The sequence below is a fragment of the uncultured Algoriphagus sp. genome (assembly GCF_963974835.1).
GTDB lineage: Bacteria > Bacteroidota > Bacteroidia > Cytophagales > Cyclobacteriaceae > Algoriphagus.
In genome coordinates, this window is the sequence record NZ_CAXBET010000010.1 from 66480 (window position 1) to 81455 (window position 14976).

Genomic DNA, 14976 nt, shown 5'->3' on the forward strand with positions numbered 1-14976 from the left:
CAAATGTAGTTATTATCTTTTTCCCTACAATAAACCGCCTGATTATTTTAAATCTTTGATGTCAAATCGACCCATTCATTGATCTGAATTCAATAATTCTATGACTTGCATCAGAAGAATTCAAAGCAAGTTTAAAAAGGTTGCAAAATACACTCTATTTATAAAGATTCTAAATTGATTTTTGGATCAATAAATACCTTTAATTAACTGTAAAACAAGCTTATATGATGATAAACCAAGTGCTAATCTATCTGTTACCATCTATCAATACAAGTTTGAAAAATTGGCTTCGGGTAGTACCTTTGCAAGGGTTATAAAAAACCGCATAAACTATTTAATTAGCTATAATATGTTATCTAAACGCTCGTTAGTAGGGGTTCGACTGAATTTCCACACACTGGCAGTGCTGTTTTTCATGCTGATCGGGATTCAGGCTTTTGCTGCAGACCCGGCAGTTGATAGTAGCGATGAAGCAGTAGCAGCAGGAAAGGCTGTATTCAATGCAAATTGTAAAACATGCCATAAATTAGATCAGAAGTTTACCGGGCCGGCTTTGAGAGGAGCTACAGATAGGCAACCTGCTGATGTGGTAAAAAGCTTTATTAAAAATTCTACAGCTGTCATCGGGTCTGGGAATTCTTATTATGGTAATCTCTTCAAAGAGTACGGCAATCTTCAAATGCCTGCCCATGGCTTTTTGAGTGATGATGATCTGAATCACCTACTTTCATACATTGAGCACGGTGATACTGAGCAAGCTGCAGCTGTTGCTGGGGGAGCTGATGCTGTTGAGGGCGGAGCTGTCGCAGCAGAAGGTGGAATTCCGAATGAGTATTTAACAGTTATTCTTGGCGTTTTGGTGGTTGTCCTGTTGTTGATTCTAATTGTATTAGGATTGATAATCTCGGTATTGACCAAGTATTTGACCAAGCAAGAGCTGGATGAGGATGACAAAGAATTTGTCAATCAAAAGACTAACCTAGGTAAGGTTTTCAAAAGTGACATGTTTGTATTAATAGTGACTGCATTAGTAGTTGCTTTAGTGGCAAAAACAGCTCTTGATGGACTTTACTCTGTGGGTGTTCAGCAAGGTTACGCTCCTACACAGCCTATAGCATATTCTCACGCACTTCATGCAGGTACTTTAGAGATCGAATGCCAGTATTGTCACACTGGTGTTGAGATCGGAAGATCTGCAAATATCCCTTCTCCAAACATTTGTATGAACTGTCACACCCACGTTCAAAATGTAGGAGGTAAAGAAGGTGTTTCTCCTGAAATTCAGAAAATCTACGATGCAGTTGATAACAATCAGCCTATCGAATGGGTAAGGGTTCACAACCTTCCAGATTTGGCGTATTTCAATCACTCTCAGCACGTTGTTGTTGGTGAAATAGAATGTCAGACTTGTCATGGACCTATCCAGGAAATGGAAGTTGTAGGTCAACACAGCGCATTGACTATGGGTTGGTGTATCGACTGTCACAGACAGACAGAAATCACTACTGAGGGCAATGCCTATTATGATAAGTTGGTTCAGATCCATTCTAATTCTAAAGATGCTTTGAAAGTGAAAGACATCGGAGGTTTGGAGTGTGCTAAGTGCCACTATTAATTCATTATTCTTTTCGCAAATTCATTCTTATATCATAAAATGAAGGAAAATAAAAAAACGTACTGGAAAGGGCTTGAGCAGCTCAATAACGATCCAGAGTTTGTAAAGAACGCTGACAGGGAATTCCCTGAGCTTCCTTCTACACTCAACGAAGAGGGTAGTGCTTCCAGAAGAGATTTTCTGAAAGTAATGGGATTCAGCTTAGCAGCAGCTTCATTAGCGGCATGTGAAGCTCCTGTTAGAAAGATGATCCCTTATGTGAATAAGCCGGTTGACATCAACCCATCTATTCCTAATTATTACGCTTCTACTTATGCTACCGGAGGTGATTATGCTTCCATAGTAGTAAAAACTAGAGAAGGTCGTCCGATCAAAATTGACGGAAACGAACTTTCTCCTATCAATAAAGGAAAAGTAAATGCTATCGTAGAAGGGTCTTTGCTTTCTCTATATGATAAAGAGAGACTAGCAGTTCCTTATAGCGGTGGTCAGCCATCAGATTGGAAAACTGTGGATGCGCAGGCAAAATCTGCTCTAGCTTCTGCAGGTTCTGTTAAGATAGTTGCGAATACTATCATTTCTCCTTCCACCATGCGGGCTATTCAGCAGTTTGCTGATGCCAATGGAAATGTAGAAGTGATCATGTATGATCCACTTTCAAATTATGGTATTACTAAAGCTGCTGAGACTTATTACGGTACTGCAGTTCTACCTTCATATTCATTTGACAAAGCAAAAACAATCGTATCCTTCGGAGCTGACTTCTTAGGGTCTTGGATTTCTCCAATTGAATTTGCCCGTCAATATGCTCAGACAAGAAAAATAAGCAAAGAGAAGCCTGAAATGTCAAGACATTATCAGTTTGAATCTACGTTGTCACTTGCTGGAGCAAATGCTGATTACAGAACGCCTATCAGAGCTTCTCAAAGCGGATTGGCAGTACTTGCGCTATATAACGCAATTGCTAAAAAAGCCGGAGCTGCTACAGTTTCTGCACCAGCAGTTGAGATTGCACATTTAGAAAAAGCTGCTGCTGACCTATGGGCAAGCAAAGGAGCTTCTCTAGTTATCTCCGGATCAAATGATCCTAACGTGCAAGTTGTAATCAACGCAATCAATGAATTGCTTGGAAGCAATGGTACTACAGTAGACTTCGCTAATCCTGCTTACTACAGAAAAGGCGATGATGCAAAAATGAATCAGTTTGTCACTGATTTGAATGCAGGAAAAGTTGGTGGAGTTATTTTCTACAACTGTAATCCGGTATATGATTTTGCAAGAGGAGCCGAGATCGCTGCGGGTATTGCAAAAGCAAAAGTGAGTATCTCTACTAATGGTACTTTGAATGAGACATCCTCTTTGGTACAAATTGTAGCACCAGATCATCACTTCCTTGAGTCTTGGAATGACTTTGAGCCTAAGAAAGGTCACTTCTCTTTAGCTCAGCCAACCATTTCTCCACTTTTTGACACAAGACAAGCACAAGAATCTTTCTTGGTTTGGGCAGGTGATACTACTTCTTACTATGATTTCCTTCAGAACAACTGGCAAGGTGAAGTATTCACTCAAGTTGAAACTGGTGGAACGTTCCAGGAATTCTGGGATCAAACATTATATAATGGCGTATTAGCTATCAACTCTCCTTCTGAGGCTTTGGCTCCAGTTGGAGATGTAAGTGCTGCAGCTTCTGCTGTATCAAAAGCTTATTCTGCTGACAATACTTCTCCTGAATTAGTAATTTACACTAAAGTAGGTATCGGTAACGGTACTTATGCAAACGTTCCTTGGCTTCAAGAATTGTCAGATCCTATCTCTAAGGCAACTTGGGATAACTATTTGACAGTTTCTCAGAAGTGGGCAAATGATAATGGAGTCACTCAATCTGAAGGTGATACCAGTAAAGCTTCCATAACTGTAAATGGTAAATCTTTGATCGTTCCTATTTTGATTCAGCCTGGTCAGGCGGAAGGAACTTTCGGTTTGGCACTTGGATATGGTAGAACTAAGGCAGGTCGCGTAGCTAATGGTGTAGGTGTAAATGCTTACGAATTGCTGGATGCTACTAAAGGCTTTGTCAATTTCGATATTACTTCTGGAGTAGAGGTTTCTGCTACCGGAGATTCTTACAGAATTGCCCGCACTCAAACTCACCAGACATTCATGGGACGTGAAAACGTTATCCAGGAATCTGTATTGAGTGAGTATAAAAAAGATCCTTCTGCAGGTAGATCTCATCCTCACATTTATAAGGATGGAGAATTTGTAAAACCATCCAAAATTTCTCTTTGGTCAGGTCACCAATATTCTCAGCATCACTGGGGACTGGCTATCGATATGAACTCCTGTATCGGTTGCTCCGCATGTTCTGTTGCTTGTCAGGTTGAAAACAACGTGGCAGTAGTAGGTAAGCAGGAAGTATTGAACAGAAGAGAAATGGCATGGATCAGAATTGATCGTTACTATTCTTCTGATGCTCCAGCGGATGACTTGAGCGCTATGGAAGTAGCCGCTAGCAACCCTGAGGTTACCTTCCAACCGATGATGTGTCAGCAGTGTAACAATGCTCCTTGTGAGACTGTTTGCCCTGTTGCTGCAACAACCCACTCTTCTGAGGGACTTAACCAAATGACTTACAACAGATGTATTGGTACAAGATATTGTGCAAACAACTGTCCGTATAAAGTACGTCGATTCAACTGGTTCAAATACCACGATAACAAAGACTTCGCAGGAGTCAATGTAGCTCAAAACGATGATTTGGGTAAAATGGTGTTGAATCCAGATGTAACTGTTCGAGCACGTGGTGTGATGGAAAAATGCTCTATGTGTGTGCAGAGAATCCAAGCTGGTAAGCTAGAGGCTAAGCGCGAGAAGCGCAAAGTGAAAGATGGAGACATCAATGTAGCTTGTGCTGTAGCTTGTCCTACTGATGCGTTGGTATTTGGAGATATGAATGATTCAAATTCTAAAGTTTCTCAGCTTCTTAAGATTAAGGAGAACACTACTTCAGCATTGAAGGAAGTGAATGAGGAGAGAGCATATCATGTTTTGGAAGAGATCAACGTAAGTCCAAACGTTTGGTACTTCACCAAAATCAGAAATAAAGACTTAAACGAAGCGTAATCAAAATTTTATAAACTATGCAGGTTACTTCATCCGTACGCGAGCCGTTAGTTACCGGGGGTAAAACCTACCATGATGTGACACACGATGTGTCACGCCATGTAGAAGCAAAACCAAATATCAGATGGTTTCTGGCTTTCCTTACCTCTGTAGGTGTTTTAGCGATTGGATCTATTGCCGTGGTTGCCACCGTTTGGGAAGGCATTGGCATGTGGGGTCTTAATAAAACCGTAGGCTGGGCTTGGGATATCACCAACTTCGTTTGGTGGGTAGGTATTGGTCACGCTGGTACTCTTATTTCAGCAGTACTATTACTTTTCAGACAGAAGTGGAGAACTTCAATTAACAGAGCTGCAGAAGCGATGACCATTTTTGCGGTTATTTGTGCGGCAATGTTCCCGGTACTTCACATGGGTCGTCCATGGTTAGGAGCTTATTGGGCACTTCCACTTCCAAACGTGTTTGGATCACTTTGGGTAAACTTTAACTCTCCTCTTCTTTGGGATGTGTTTGCGATTTCGACTTACTTCTCTGTATCACTAGTATTCTGGTACATTGGTTTGATTCCTGATTTCGCAACTATTAGAGATAGAGCTACTGGATTAAGAAAGATTATTTACGGAGCACTTTCATTTGGATGGGATGGCGCTGCAAAATCTTGGAGCAGATACGAATCAGTTTCCTTGATCCTTGCAGGTTTGGCTACTCCACTTGTACTTTCTGTACACACGATTGTATCCTTTGACTTTGCAACTTCTGTAATACCAGGATGGCACACAACTATCTTCCCTCCATACTTTGTGGCTGGGGCGATTTTCTCAGGCTTCGCAATGGTATTGACGCTGATGATTGTTACTCGTAAGGTGTACAAACTGGAAGATTATATTACAATGGGCCACATCGAATTGATGAACATTGTAATTATCATCACAGGATCTATCGTAGGTATTGCATACATCACCGAGTTTTTCATCGCTTGGTATTCAGGTGTAGAAGCAGAGCAATATGCGTTCATTAACCGTGCTACAGGACCTTACTGGTGGGCATATTGGTCAATGATGACTTGTAACGTGATTTCTCCTCAGCTTTTCTGGTTTAAGAAAATCCGTACTTCCATCGTAGCAACGTTCGCATTGTCTATCGTGGTTAACATCGGTATGTGGTTTGAAAGATTTGTAATCATTGTGACATCTCTTCACAGAGATTACCTCCCTTCTTCTTGGGCAATGTTCTATCCAACTATTACCGATGTGGGAGTCTACTTATTTACATTTGGATTGTTTTTCACCCTGTTCTTCTTGTTTGCCAAATTCTTCCCGGTAATCAACATGGCAGAAGTGAAATCTGTATTGAAGTCTTCATCTGATAAAGTGAATAAATAATCATGGAAAGAGATACACATTTTGTTACTGGAGTTTATGAAGATGAGGATGTATTGCTAAAAGCAATCAGCCAAGTAAGATCTTCAGGTATAAAAATCCATGAGGTTTACTCTCCTTATCCTGTTCACGGGATAGATGATTACCTAGGATATAAAAGAAGTAAGTTGCCAATCGCAGCTTTCTTATTCGGATTGTTAGGAACTAGTTTGGCCTTGACCATGCAGTTCTACATGATGAAGTTTGATTGGCCAATGATCATTGGTGGTAAAGACTACGGTGCTTTTCCTGATTTCATACCGGTTACATTTGAATTGACTGTATTATTAGCATCATTTGGAATGGTAGGTGTATTTATGGTAAGCACAAACTTGAAGCCTTGGGCACAGCCTAGGATCTTCGATTTGAGAATCACAGATGATAAGCACGTCATGGCAATCGACATAGCAAATAATTCAGCTATGGAATTGGCTAAGATTGAAGAGATATTGAAATCTTCTGGAGCATCAGAGGTTAATAAAAAAAGTTTTGAATAGTAAATCTGGAAAAATGAAGATTGCTAAAACACTTAGTATTTTAGGGATAGCTGTAGCTGGAATTACCCTTGCAGGCTGTGGAGCCGGAGGAGATAATCAAGGTTTGGAATATGCCCCTCAGATGTACCACTCTGTAGCGTATGAGCCATTGACTCAAATCGTAGACTCAGAGACTAAAGGGAATATTATCTCGACCCGTGAAGATGGGAAAGGAGAATATTTTAACAGTAATATAAACAACCCTAATCACATGAATATGCGTGAGCCGGTTGCCAATACTGTTCCTCGAAATAAGCAAGGTTATCTACCATATAGATACAAAGCCTTTGAAATAGAAGAGGCTAGCGCTACTGTAAAAAACCCTATTGAATTGAACGATGAGGTTTTAACTGAAGGTAAAAGACTATTTGGTCTTTACTGTACTCCGTGCCATGGTGCAGGAGGACAAGGCGACGGAAAAGTAGGAAGTATTATTGGTGGTGTGGCAAATTTGACTGGGGGAGCTTACGTAAGTCTTTCGGAAGGTCATATTTTCCACGTGATCACTAAAGGAAAAGGAAGAATGGGAGCTCACGGCTCTCAGATCACTCCTGAAAACAGATGGAAAATTGTTCACTACGTGAAGCAAGAACTCCAAGGTGGTCAGAACGCTGATAATGCGGTTGCAGAAGTAGCTGACCAAGATGTTACACAAGTAGAAACTCCAGCTAATTAATTATGGCTCATCACGTACAACACTATAATCTGGATCAAAAATTTGATTTCACCGCAGCGACAAAGAAAGCCGTTTTTACGGTTTTAGGAATTGGTGCTGCATTGCTGATACTTGGTATCGTAATGGCAATGTTCGGTGGTGGTCATCATGAAGCAGCAGAAGCAGAAGGTCATGCATTTCATTGGTATGAGCGTCTTTACGCTAACCTTTGGATCAATAATGTTTACTTCACTGGTATTGCAATAATTGGTGTATTCTTCTTTGCGATTCAGTATGCTGCTCAGGCAGGTTGGTCTACTGCGATCATTCGAGTTATGCTTTCCTTGGGTAATTGGTTGCCAATCGCCGGGGTATTGATGATTGTTACCTTTTTCGTAGCTAATCATGATCTATTCCACTGGACCCATGCTTACTTATTTGATAAATCTTCGCCAGAATACGATAGTATCATAGATGGTAAAGGTGCATTTTTCTATTGGCCAATGGCAAAAGGAACGTTCCCTGCATTCTATATTCTTCGGATGGTTTTGTTCTTTGGGTTTTGGGTATTCTTTTTCAAGAAATTCCAACAATTCACTTACAATGAAGATATCATCGGTGGTACTTCTTCTTGGTACAAAATCAGAAGTTGGTCTGCGTTCTTCTTAATTTTCTTTGCAGTATCCTCTTCGATCTCTGCTTGGGATTGGGTGATGTCAATTGACACACACTGGTTTTCCACACTATTTGGATGGTATGTATTTGCATCCTGGTTTGTAGCTGGTCTTTCTACTATCACTTTGATCACTATCTTTTTGAAGAGTCAAGGTTTGCTGGAAATGATCAATGAAAATCATGTTCATGATTTAGGTAAGTTCATTTTTGGATTCACCATATTCTGGACATACCTATGGTTCTCTCAGTTTTTATTGATTTATTATGCTAACATTCCTGAAGAGACGGTATACTTTGTCGAAAGATTATCCAGCGATATATATGGCCCATTCATTTTTGTGAATTTAGCCATGAACTTTGTGCTTCCTTTCCTGTTACTAATGACAAGAGATGCGAAGAGACATGGAGTGTTCTTAAAACTGGTTTGTGCGTTGATCATTGCAGGCCACTGGGTAGACTTCTTCCTAATGGTTCAGCCAGGAACACTTGGACATAATGGTGGCGTTGGATTTATGGAAGTAGGTATGTTCTTAGTATATGGAGCAAGCTTTACCTTCGTAGTTCTTTCTGGACTGGCTAAAGGAAATTTGGTTCCTAAACACCATCCAATGCTTGAAGAAAGCTATAATCATCACATTTAATAACAGCCGAAATAATTAAGGTATGTACGGATTTCTGATTGGAGTAGGGGTTCTTTTGATATTTTCCATCATCTGGATGGTATATCGAATCCAAACGTTAGTCTCTGTGGTAAAAGGATCTGATAAGAAGATCGCTTCAGGGAGTAATAAAGTAAATGCTATTTTGTTTATAGTGTTCTTGATAGGAGGAGGCATTTTGATGTTCTGGTATTCTATCAAGGAATTTGATAACTATACGTTGCCAGTAGCTTCTGAGCATGGTGTGGTAACAGATTCCCTGTTTTGGTGGTCTATGGCTATCACTGGGATTGTATTCTTGATTACTCACATTTTGCTTTTCATCTTCCCTTATAAATATCAGTACAGCGAGAAGCGTAAGGCATCATTTTACCCCGATAACAATAAGCTTGAGATTATATGGACTATTGTTCCAGCAATTGTTCTTGCAGGTTTGGTTATTTCTGGCTGGGTAGCTTGGTCAGATATCACAGCACCGGCTCCAGAGAATGCACACACAGTAGAGATTATGGGCTCTCAATTTAACTGGGATATTAGATATCCTGGTAAAGATCAAATATTGGGAGATTATGACTATAGATTGACCACAGCAACAAATGCTCAGGGAATTGATTTTAGTGATAAGAACTCAATTGATGATTTTACCTCTCCAGTGGTTGTAATTCCTAAGGGAGAGCCTGTTTTATTTAAGATAAGAGCACGGGACGTACTTCATTCTGTTTTCGCTCCTCATATGAGATTGAAAATGGATGCAGTTCCTGGCATGCCGACACGTTTCTGGTTTGTGCCTACTAAAACAACCGCAGAAATGAGAGAGGAAACGGGTAATCCTGATTTCAACTACGAGATTGCCTGCACTGAAATTTGTGGTCGAGGTCACTTCTCTATGAGAAGGGTTATAGAAGTAGTTGAGCCTGAGGCCTATCAAAAGTGGTTTGCAGAGCAGAAGACTTTTATCCAGAATGATCCCACATTGGCAGCAGATCTTCCTTCTGAGGTAAAAGAGCTTGCAGAGATTCAATTAAGCGAAAAGTAACAAACAAAATTATAGATTATGTCAACAGCATCTGTCGCAAATCATGACGCAGCGCACGATCATCACGATCACGAGCATCATGATAATTTTGTAACCAAATACATATTCTCCCAGGATCACAAAATGATCGCAAAGCAATACTTGGTTACTGGTATGTTTTGGGCTCTTATTGGAGGATTTCTTTCAATCTTATTTAGATTACAATTAGGCTTCCCAGAAATGGATATGTCCTTCCTTCGACCAATTTTAGGTGGATGGATAGATGAGACTGGAAAGCTTGACCCAACATTCTACTTAGCGCTTGTGACAATGCACGGTACCATAATGGTATTCTTTGTATTGACAGCTGGCTTGAGTGGAACGTTCTCCAATTTCTTGATTCCATTGCAAATTGGAGCTAGAGATATGGCTTCAGGATTTATGAACATGTTATCCTACTGGTTATTTTTCTTATCAGGTGTGATCATGTTTATTTCCTTATTTCTAAAGACAGGTCCTGCAGCTGGTGGTTGGGTAGTATATCCTCCTTTATCTGCTTTGGAACAAGCAATTCCAGGCTCTGGTTTGGGTATGACACTCTGGTTGGTGGCGATGACCTTCTTCATTGCATCATCACTAATGGGAGGTATTAACTATATCACCACGGTAATTAACTTGAGAACAAAAGGAATGTCTTTTTCAAAGCTTCCTTTGACTATTTGGGCGTTCTTCTTGACTGCCGTTATTGGTCTACTGTCATTCCCTGTATTATTTGCGGCTGCATTGTTACTTGTATTTGATAGAAGCTTTGGTACATCATTTTACCTTTCTGATATCTATATTGGTGGCGAAGCTCTTCCAAACACGGGAGGTAGCCCAGTTTTGTACCAGCATTTGTTCTGGTTCCTAGGTCACCCTGAAGTTTACATTGTATTGCTCCCTGCTTTAGGTATTACTTCTGAAGTAATTGCTACAAACTCTAGAAAGCCGATCTTTGGATACAAAGCAATGATTATTTCATTGCTAGGCATTACCGTTCTTTCCTTCGTAGTGTGGGCTCACCATATGTTCGTGTCAGGAATGAATCCATTCCTTGGATCTATCTTCATGTTCTTGACTTTGATTATCGCAGTACCTTCCGCGGTTAAAGTATTTAACTACCTGACTACGCTTTGGAGAGGTAACTTGATCTTCACTCCTGCGATGTTGTTCTCTATAGGTCTTGTGTCTTTCTTTATCTCTGGTGGTTTGACGGGAATTTTTCTGGGAAACTCAGCTATTGATATCCAATTGCACGATACCTATTTCGTTGTAGCCCATTTCCACCTTGTAATGGGATCAGCTTCATTCTTTGGAATGATCGCGGGTGTTTACCACTGGTTCCCTAAGATGTTTGGAAGAATGATGGATGCCAAATTAGGTTACATTCATTTCTGGATCACATTCGTAGGTGTTTACATGGTGTTCTTCCCAATGCACTATATTGGTATCGCAGGATTCCCTAGAAGATATTACACTTGGACAAACTTCGAGTTTGCTAACATGTATACTGATTTGAACATGTTTGTTTCAACAGCTGCTATTGTTACTTTCTCTGCTCAATTTATCTTCTTGTTTAACTTTTTCTACTCTATGTATAAAGGTAGAAAAGCTACGCAAAACCCATGGAGATCAAATACGCTTGAGTGGACAACTCCAATCGAACCAGGACACGGTAACTGGCCAGGTGAGATTCCTTCAGTATATAGATGGCCATATGATTATTCCAAACCAGGTGCTGAAGAGGATTTCATCCCTCAGACCGTTCCTCTTTCTGCAACTCCAGAATCAAACCTTCCTCATGAGCAGGAATTGGTAAAAGTAGAGTTGGAGATAATGAAAGAAGAAGAGGAAGTTTTGGTTTCAAATGAAACAATTCACTAATAAGTCTTTAAATAGCTTTCGCCGTGTAAGTTTAATCACGGTGATAGCTGTTTATTTACTGATACTTATCGGCGGGATAGTTAGAAGTTCCGGTTCCGGAATGGGCTGTCCTGATTGGCCGAAATGCTTTGGTAATGTGATACCACCGACTAACGTGGATCAGTTGCCAGAAAATTATCAGGAGATTTATCTCAATAAAAGATTAGCCAAGAACGAAAGGTTCGTGGCAACACTTGAAAAATTAGGGTTTAAAGAGAAAGCAAAGGAAATAGCCAACGATAAGTCAATACTTATTGAAGAAGAATTTAATCCAGTCAAAACTTGGATTGAGTACCTAAATCGATTAGCTGGCGTGGTGATCGGATTGTTAATTATTTTGACTTTGTGGAAATCGTATCCACTTAGAAAATATGATCGTGTGATTCCAATCCTTTCCGTTTTCAATCTGGTTCTGGTAGTTTTCATTGGATGGATTGGTTCTATTGTAGTATCTACAAATTTACTGCACTGGATGATCACCTTTCATATGATGCTTGCTTTGCTACTTGTCTCATTGTTGCTCTACGTGTATCATAGATCAGGAAAATTGATACAAGCAAAGGGAGTGAAGATGGACGTACCCAGAAGAATAGAGTTGGTTTTAATGATAGGAACTATATTAATGCTGATTCAAATTGTCTTGGGCACTCAGGTTCGGGAACAGATTGATATCATCTCCGCTTCACTCGGAGATATGCTTAGAAATGAATGGGTAGGGAGAATTGGATTAGAATTTCTTATTCACAGATCGTTTTCTATAGTTCTGCTCGGAATCCATATTTTATACTTCTTTTGGGCATTTAAATATACCCTTAGAAGATCTCAAGTAAATCTTTGGTCTCAGGCTTTGATGATTCTTATTATACTGGAAATAGCTACAGGAATCGGAATGGCTCACTTTGGCATTCCGGCATTTCTACAGCCTATTCATCTCTTATTAGGTTCACTTATCATCGGTGTACAAGTAATCTTGTTATTGGAAATCAGAGAAAACATTCAGTTTCGATTAAATACAAATTGAGCATGAGGACAGTTGAAGTAACTGACCATATTAGTAGTTTAAAAGTAAGCAAAATCAAAGCTTACGCTGAGTTGATTAAATTAAGGCTTTCTGCTTTGGTTACCTTCTCTGCGGTATTTGGCTACATTATAGGGGATCGTGGGGTAAGCTTTGGCTGGTCTGGGTTTGTTGGATTAGCTCTTGGTGGATTTCTTATCAGTGGCGCATCCTGCGCTGCAAATGAAATATTGGAGCGTGACTTGGATAAGCTTATGAAGCGTACCCAGAATCGTCCGCTTCCTATGAAACTTATTTCTCTTCAAGAGGCACTTTGGGTAACCTCCTTAGTTGCTATTCTAGGAGTTGCATTGCTATGGATCTTTACCAATCCTTTGACCACTTGGTTGGGTGTTTTGAGTATGGTTCTATATGTATTCGTTTATACACCATTAAAAAGAGTAGGTCCTATTGCAGTATTCGTTGGAGCTATACCTGGCGCACTTCCTCCGCTTTTGGGTTGGACAGCTGCTACTGGTTCTATCACGCATGAAGCACTAATAATTTTCGGAATTCAGTTCATTTGGCAATTCCCTCATTTCTGGGCAATTGCTTGGGTAGGAGATGAAGATTATAAAGCTGCTGGATTCAAGCTGTTACCTAGTGGTGGTGGTAAAGATCTGAATACCGCTATTCAGATTATGATATATACTTTATTCCTGTTGCCCCTAGGTTTGTTACCAAGTTATTTTGGACTTACTGGAATGACATCAGGAATTGTAGCAACTGTATGTGGGGTTTTATTCCTGGCACAGACTTTCTCATTGATGAAAGACTGCTCTCGCAAATCTGCACTTCGAATCATGTTTGGCTCCTTTTTATATTTGCCGATAGTACAAATTGCTTATTTATTAGATAAACTGCCGTAATGATGGAAAAGGAACTTAGATACGTCGATATGGTAGATCAGCCGATCGCAATGCATCCTAAGAAGTTTGCATTATGGCTGTTTTTGGTAACAGTAGTGATGATCTTTGCCGCTCTTACGAGTGCTTATATTGTCAGACAATCAGAAGGCAACTGGCTTGAATATGACTTGCCAACTATCTTTTGGTACACGTCAGGAATTGTAATTGTTAGTAGTATTTGTTTACAGTATGCGTACTGGGCAGCAAAAAGGGATAATCTTGCTGGTCTTAGAGCTGGCCTAGGTCTAGCTGTTTTATTTGGAATAGCTTTCCTTGTAGGACAGTGGTATAGCTGGGTAGCTTTGGTGGATGAAAATGTGTTTTTCGTAGGCAATCCTTCAGGCTCATTTCTATATGTATTCACAGGATTGCATGCCGTTCACTTAATCAGCGGTGTGATATTTCTGATTATTGTATTAATTTCGACTTATAGATATAAAGTACATTCCAAGTCCATGGACCAACTTGAGATGGCAACTACATTCTGGCATTTTCTTGCAGCTCTGTGGTTATATCTATTTATGTTTTTGCTTTTGAATCATTAAAATAAACCAAGTACAAATCAATATCTTATGTCTGCGCATTCTACTGCTATAGGAGTAAGCTCGAAAAGAGGCGTCTGGGGAGGCGGTAACGAACCTCTCAAAGCCAGTTATGGAAAACTCATGATGTGGTTTTTCCTTCTTTCGGATATCTTTACTTTCGCCGCTTTTTTGATTACCTACCTTGCGATTCGTGTCAGTTATCCAGCTTATGCGGGACCAGATGCGGAATTCGTTGGTTCCAATGAATACTGGCCAATCCCAGAATTGGTATTCGATGCCATACCATTTGTACACGGTGTTCATGCACCACTTGTATTCGTAGGTTTAATGACATTTATTTTGATTGCTAGTTCGGTGACAATGGTATTGGCTGTAGAAGCTGGTCATAGAAACGATAGAAATGATGTTGTAAAATGGATGCTTTGGACTCTTGTTGGAGGTATTACATTTTTGAGTTGCCAAGCTTGGGAGTGGAATCACTTCATCCACGGTTCAGAAGGCGGAGCAGTTCTGAATTATATTAACGGATTAAGCCAAAACGTGTCCGAGACTGTATTTGGTGCGAATCTTTTGGTAAATGAATATGGACCTGCATCATTTGCAAACCTGTTCTTCTTCATCACTGGTTTCCATGGTTTCCATGTTACTATTGGTGTGATACTTCTTTTCATGGTTTTCTATCAGGCTGCTGTTGGAGTTTACGATAGAAGAGGTCATTATGAAATGGTTGAAAAAGTCGGTTTGTACTGGCACTTTGTTGACCTTGTTTGGGTCTTTGTATTTACTTTATTCTACCTGATCTAAGCTA

The 14976-nt window shown here is 40.0% G+C and carries 12 protein-coding genes; all 12 read left to right on the plus strand.

The genetic code is table 11. From position 1 onward, the window contains the following. Window positions 1-349 precede the first annotated feature (349 nt). The 12 genes from AACZ73_RS17380 to AACZ73_RS17435 are packed head-to-tail and all read left to right on the plus strand — an operon-like array spanning window position 350 to window position 14972. Window positions 350-1615, plus strand: coding sequence for a c-type cytochrome (locus AACZ73_RS17380; protein WP_339879815.1), 1266 nt, complete (start codon window positions 350-352; stop codon window positions 1613-1615). 39 nt (window positions 1616-1654) lie between these two features. Further along, on the plus strand, window positions 1655-4738 hold the full coding sequence (locus AACZ73_RS17385; protein ID WP_339879817.1) for a TAT-variant-translocated molybdopterin oxidoreductase: 3084 nt from the start codon (window positions 1655-1657) through the stop codon (window positions 4736-4738). Between the two features lie 17 nt (window positions 4739-4755). Next, a complete protein-coding gene (gene nrfD / locus AACZ73_RS17390) occupies window positions 4756-6120 on the plus strand; it encodes an NrfD/PsrC family molybdoenzyme membrane anchor subunit (RefSeq protein ID WP_339879818.1) in 1365 nt (454 codons plus the stop codon). Window positions 6121-6122: 2 nt separating this feature from the next. After that, the gene (locus AACZ73_RS17395) at window positions 6123-6653 is read left to right on the plus strand and encodes a DUF3341 domain-containing protein (RefSeq protein WP_339879819.1); all 531 of its coding nucleotides are present in this window, start codon (window positions 6123-6125) and stop codon (window positions 6651-6653) included. A 13-nt stretch (window positions 6654-6666) separates the two neighbouring features. After that, complete coding sequence (locus AACZ73_RS17400) at window positions 6667-7368, plus strand: c-type cytochrome (RefSeq protein ID WP_339879821.1); 702 nt, start codon at window positions 6667-6669, stop codon at window positions 7366-7368. Between the two features lie 2 nt (window positions 7369-7370). Beyond that, window positions 7371-8663, plus strand: a complete 1293-nt coding sequence (locus tag AACZ73_RS17405) for a quinol:cytochrome C oxidoreductase (protein WP_339879823.1) — start codon at window positions 7371-7373, stop codon at window positions 8661-8663. Window positions 8664-8685: 22 nt separating this feature from the next. Continuing rightward, window positions 8686-9717 carry a cytochrome c oxidase subunit II gene (locus AACZ73_RS17410; RefSeq protein ID WP_339879825.1) on the plus strand — a complete coding sequence of 344 codons (1032 nt, stop codon included), beginning with the start codon at window positions 8686-8688 and terminating at the stop codon, window positions 9715-9717. 18 nt (window positions 9718-9735) lie between these two features. Next, entirely contained in the window at window positions 9736-11619 is a 1884-nt protein-coding gene (locus AACZ73_RS17415; protein WP_339879827.1) for a cbb3-type cytochrome c oxidase subunit I, read from the plus strand. Then, window positions 11603-12679: a COX15/CtaA family protein gene (locus tag AACZ73_RS17420; protein WP_339879829.1), complete on the plus strand. Its 1077-nt coding sequence runs from the start codon at window positions 11603-11605 to the stop codon at window positions 12677-12679. The genes AACZ73_RS17415 and AACZ73_RS17420 overlap by 17 nt, the downstream gene beginning before the upstream one ends. 2 nt (window positions 12680-12681) lie before the next feature. Next, on the plus strand, window positions 12682-13584 hold the full coding sequence (cyoE, locus tag AACZ73_RS17425) for a heme o synthase (protein WP_339879831.1): 903 nt from the start codon (window positions 12682-12684) through the stop codon (window positions 13582-13584). Window positions 13585-13586: 2 nt separating this feature from the next. Next, window positions 13587-14168 (plus strand): cytochrome c oxidase subunit 3, encoded by a 582-nt coding sequence (locus tag AACZ73_RS17430; protein ID WP_339879833.1) that lies wholly within the window; start codon window positions 13587-13589, stop codon window positions 14166-14168. 27 nt (window positions 14169-14195) lie between these two features. Next, window positions 14196-14972, plus strand: coding sequence for a cytochrome c oxidase subunit 3 (locus AACZ73_RS17435; RefSeq protein WP_339879835.1), 777 nt, complete (start codon window positions 14196-14198; stop codon window positions 14970-14972). Window positions 14973-14976: the final 4 nt, after the last annotated feature.

Bases quoted from the DNA above. Each gene is read 5' to 3' on its own strand.
- nrfD (WP_339879818.1), top strand. From the start codon at position 4,756: ATGCAGGTTACTTCATCCGTACGCGAGCCGTTAGTTACCGGGGGTAAA.
- AACZ73_RS17385 (WP_339879817.1), top strand. From the start codon at position 1,655: ATGAAGGAAAATAAAAAAACGTACTGGAAAGGGCTTGAGCAGCTCAAT.
- AACZ73_RS17380 (WP_339879815.1), top strand. From the start codon at position 350: ATGTTATCTAAACGCTCGTTAGTAGGGGTTCGACTGAATTTCCACACA.
- AACZ73_RS17395 (WP_339879819.1), top strand. From the start codon at position 6,123: ATGGAAAGAGATACACATTTTGTTACTGGAGTTTATGAAGATGAGGAT.
- AACZ73_RS17415 (WP_339879827.1), top strand. From the start codon at position 9,736: ATGTCAACAGCATCTGTCGCAAATCATGACGCAGCGCACGATCATCAC.
- AACZ73_RS17420 (WP_339879829.1), top strand. From the start codon at position 11,603: ATGAAACAATTCACTAATAAGTCTTTAAATAGCTTTCGCCGTGTAAGT.
- AACZ73_RS17400 (WP_339879821.1), top strand. From the start codon at position 6,667: ATGAAGATTGCTAAAACACTTAGTATTTTAGGGATAGCTGTAGCTGGA.
- cyoE (WP_339879831.1), top strand. From the start codon at position 12,682: ATGAGGACAGTTGAAGTAACTGACCATATTAGTAGTTTAAAAGTAAGC.
- AACZ73_RS17405 (WP_339879823.1), top strand. From the start codon at position 7,371: ATGGCTCATCACGTACAACACTATAATCTGGATCAAAAATTTGATTTC.
- AACZ73_RS17410 (WP_339879825.1), top strand. From the start codon at position 8,686: ATGTACGGATTTCTGATTGGAGTAGGGGTTCTTTTGATATTTTCCATC.
- AACZ73_RS17430 (WP_339879833.1), top strand. From the start codon at position 13,587: ATGGAAAAGGAACTTAGATACGTCGATATGGTAGATCAGCCGATCGCA.
- AACZ73_RS17435 (WP_339879835.1), top strand. From the start codon at position 14,196: ATGTCTGCGCATTCTACTGCTATAGGAGTAAGCTCGAAAAGAGGCGTC.